The organism is Symbiobacterium terraclitae (assembly GCF_017874315.1).
Classification (GTDB): Bacteria; Bacillota; Sulfobacillia; order Symbiobacteriales; family Symbiobacteriaceae; genus Symbiobacterium; species Symbiobacterium terraclitae.
The window spans coordinates 1-3643 of the sequence record NZ_JAGGLG010000058.1; the positions used below are offsets into that span (position 1 = coordinate 1).

3 protein-coding genes are annotated in these 3643 nt (G+C 67.1%); 2 read left to right on the top strand and 1 reads right to left on the bottom strand.

What is annotated here, in order from left to right; genetic code table 11:
• Positions 1-165: 165 nt before the first annotated feature.
• Positions 166-792, bottom strand: coding sequence for a GreA/GreB family elongation factor (locus J2Z79_RS18050; protein WP_209468296.1), 627 nt, complete (start codon positions 790-792; stop codon positions 166-168).
• A gap of 267 nt (positions 793-1059) precedes the next feature.
• Here J2Z79_RS18050 and nirK point away from each other — a divergent pair, with 267 nt between their 5' ends.
• On the top strand, positions 1060-2178 hold the full coding sequence (nirK, locus tag J2Z79_RS18055) for a copper-containing nitrite reductase (RefSeq protein WP_209468297.1): 1119 nt from the start codon (positions 1060-1062) through the stop codon (positions 2176-2178).
• Between the two features lie 78 nt (positions 2179-2256).
• Positions 2257-2931, top strand: coding sequence for a tetratricopeptide repeat protein (locus tag J2Z79_RS18060; protein ID WP_209468298.1), 675 nt, complete (start codon positions 2257-2259; stop codon positions 2929-2931).
• The last annotated feature ends 712 nt before the right edge of the window (positions 2932-3643 follow it).

Genomic DNA, 3643 nt, shown 5'->3' on the forward strand with positions numbered 1-3643 from the left:
TTGTAGGGCTACGACCGGCGGAAGCCGGATGCGGGAAAACTGCACGTCCGGTTTGACGAGGGGGCGTTGGCCGAAAGGCCAGCCCCTACTCTATTGTCAAGCCGTAATGCGGGCAGACCAGAGGTTCCGCACCCGGCCGCCATCGAGCCGGAAAGCCCGTATCCCTCACGAGCCGATGCGCACCAGCCGGCAGCGCCAGTCGCCGCCGGGCGCGTGCACGGTCACCTCGTCCCCCGGGCGGGCGCCCTTCACCGCCTGCACCAGCGGGGAGGCCCAGGAGACCAGCCCGCGGCCGGGGTCTGCGGTGTTGGGGGGCACCACCTGATAGGTCTCCTCGCCGAACTCGTCGGCGATGGTGAACAGGTCCCACACCCGCAGGGTGCCCAGGTCGGGCGCGCCGTCGGCCAGGTTGCTGTCGGCCAGCCACCAGAGCGCGAGGCAGGCGGCGTCCAGGGCGTGCACGTCGCCCGGCACCGTCCCGAAGGCGCGGCGCACGACCTCCTGCCGCACCGCGGGGCCGTTCACCTGCTTCCGCCCCAGCACCCGGGTGAACAGCCGCCGCTGCAGCTGCTCCGGCGTCACCTCCACCCAGGGCACGGTCAGCACCCGCCTGAGGGGCTCCACCTGGTCCATGTCCAGCGCGTCCTCGACGACCACCACGTCGACGTGCGCGATCCGCTCGAGGATGCGCAAGGCATCGCGCTCCGAGCCGCATCCCAGCGGCTCGTATCCCCTGCTCAGAAACCAGCCCGTCCGCTTGCCCGGATCGAGCCCCAGCACGTTTACCGTCAAAGCCACTCACCATCCTGTGGGCGAAGTGCCGTGATCCGCGCGGCAGGCATCCGGCCATCCATGGGATGAGACGGCGGGTGATCCATGGGTCAGATCGCCGCGATCACTGCCGGTGATTTTTCGGGCATGTCCCCGGTGATGCATGTCACGGATTAGCCGATGCATGAAACTTACAATAGCCGCGACCATGGTACCCAATCGATCGAGGGGATACCACCAAGCAATAATAATGCCGCTGCCTGTGGGGCGCGGCAAGGGGGCTGAATCATGGGCAAGCGATTGGCACTGGTTTCTGCGGTACTGGCAATCGCTGCGCTGATCGTGGGCACGGTGGCCTTCATGGGGAACCGGGCCGGCGGCGAGCGGATTGCGGAGCTGGCGGGGGAGGTGGAGGACCTGGCCCGCGCGGTGGAGCCGCCGCGCACCTTCGCACCGGCGAAGGAAGGCGCGGCGGACATCCGGAAGGCCGCGACGGACCTGCCCGGCCCGGTGGGGCGGCGGGAGCCCGCGCACGTGAAGGTCGAGCTGGAGACGGTGGAGCTGGACGGCGTGCTGGCCGACGGCACCACCTACACCTACTGGACCTTCAACGGGACCGTCCCCGGGCCGTTCCTGCGGGTGCGGGTCGGCGACACCGTTGAGCTGACGTTGAAGAACCACGAGAGCTCCATGAACATCCACTCCATCGACCTGCACGCGGTGACCGGCCCCGGCGGCGGCGCCGCCTCGACGCAGGTGGCCCCGGGCGAGGGCAAGACCATCACGTTCAAGGCGCTCAACCCCGGGCTCTACATCTACCACTGCGCCTCGCCGCACATCCCGACGCACATTGCCCAGGGGATGTACGGGCTGATCCTGGTGGAGCCCGAGGAGGGGCTGCCGCCGGTGGACCGGGAGTTCTACGTGATGCAGGGCGAGATCTACGCGGCCGGCCGGCACACCGACGGCGGGCACCAGCCCTTCGACGGCGACCGGATGTACCGGGAGCAGCCCAACTACGTGGTCTTCAACGGCGCCTTTCAGGCGCTGACGGGCGACCAGACGATGAAGGCGAACGTGGGCGAGCGCATCCGGCTCTACGTGGGCAACGCCGGGCCCAATCTCGCCTCCTCGTTCCACGTGATCGGCGAGATCTTCGACGTGGTCTACGCCGAGGGCGGCACGACCCAGGAGCGGGACATCGGCGTGACGCTGATCCCCGCCGGCGGGGCGACCATCGTGGAGTTCACCGCCGAGGTGCCCGGCCGCTACACGCTTGTGGACCACTCCATCTCCCGGGCCATCGACAAGGGAGCGGTGGGCTTCATCGACGTGGAGGGTCCCTTGGACAGCTCGATCTATCACGACCCGGCCGGCCACCCGATGCCGGGGACCGGAGGCCACTAGGGCAGGGATACCGCCCCGCCCGTCGAATCCGACGTAAGAGATGAACTGTCGCGGCGGAGAAGGGGCGGTTTGCCTACTGTGAAGACATTCGGACTCTTCCTTGCGATCTCGTGGCTCCTCCGGACGACCGAGGGCCGGCTGCTGCTGCTGCTCCTGGTGCTCTGGTACCTGGACAACCGGTACTTCGGCATCGTGGCGGCGCTGATGGCCCCCATCCACCACCAGCGGCGCATCGCCAGCCTGCGCCAGACGGTTCAGGTGAACCCTTCGGACGTGCGTGCCATGGTGGAGCTGGGCGAGCACTACCTGCGCAGCGGCCGGTTCCAGGCGGCGGCGGAATACCTTGAGCGGGCGTTCGACCGGGGCGAGGACAGCGCCCGGGCGCACTACCTGCTGGGCGGTGCCCTGGTGAAGCTGGGGCGCCTCGAAGAGGGGCGCGAGCGCCTGGAGAAGGCCCTGGTCCTGCAGCCCAACGTGGCCTACGGCGAGCCCTACCTCTTCCTGATCGAGGAGGCCGCAGCCCGGGGCGACGCGGGCCGCGTCGCCGAACTGGTGGCCGAGTTGGAGCAGTTCGAGAGCGTCGAGATCCTCACCCGGGCCGGCCACCTGTGCCGGCAGGCCGGGCAGGCGGAGCTGGCCCGCAGGCTCTTTGCGGAGGCCGTCCAGAACTATCAGTACATCCCGGCCAAGATGCGACGGCGTGAGCGGCGCTGGCTCTGGCGGGCCCGCCTCGGGCAGATGCAGACACGGTGAGGTGTTCGGTTCGACTGGGCCCCTGGTCCGGTGGGCTTGTCGCTCATGCGACTGCGTCCCGCCTGCCCGGGGCCCTTGTGTTCATAAAACGCTGTGAGCCACGGCCAGTTCGGAGATGGCTCATCGCGTTACCACAGACAGACGGCCAGGGGTAGCCCCTGGCCGGTTCACACGCACTCAAGGTGAAGGCGCCCTCTCATGTGAGGCCGCTGCTCAGCCCTGGTAGACGGGGAGTGGGCGCCGAAATATGGGGAAATTCTCCCTGTATTTTTCACCAAATGCAGGGAAATCCTCCCCCTATCTCCCCGCTTAGGGCGGCGGTCGGCGCCTCAAGCCCGCCGAACCGGCCGTCGGAAAGCGTTTTCGACGGGATACGTCAGCATTCGACTGAGAGTTGGGCGAGGCCAAGTTTACATAACGAAAATACGGGGAGAATCTCCCTGCATTCCGTGAAAACTACGGGGAGATTTTCCCTGTATTTCCCCGGAAGCGACTGACCATGGGGAGCCACGGACCAAGGAGAAGTGGCTGGCACTGTCAGGGCAGAGCGGCCGGGGCGTATGGCACCGACACTTAAGGGAACCCGCAAGGGGCGCCCGTAAGTGTATACAACCTGAGAAGGGGCTGTCCCAAAAGTCATCGAGGATGACTTAGGGACAGCCCCCTTTTCTTTTTGTCTAAATACAAAAGAAGCCGCCCTTCTGTTACAATG

Excerpts from the sequence above, each read along its gene's own strand:
- nirK (WP_209468297.1), top strand. The coding sequence starts at position 1,060 with ATGGGCAAGCGATTGGCACTGGTTTCTGCGGTACTGGCAATCGCTGCG.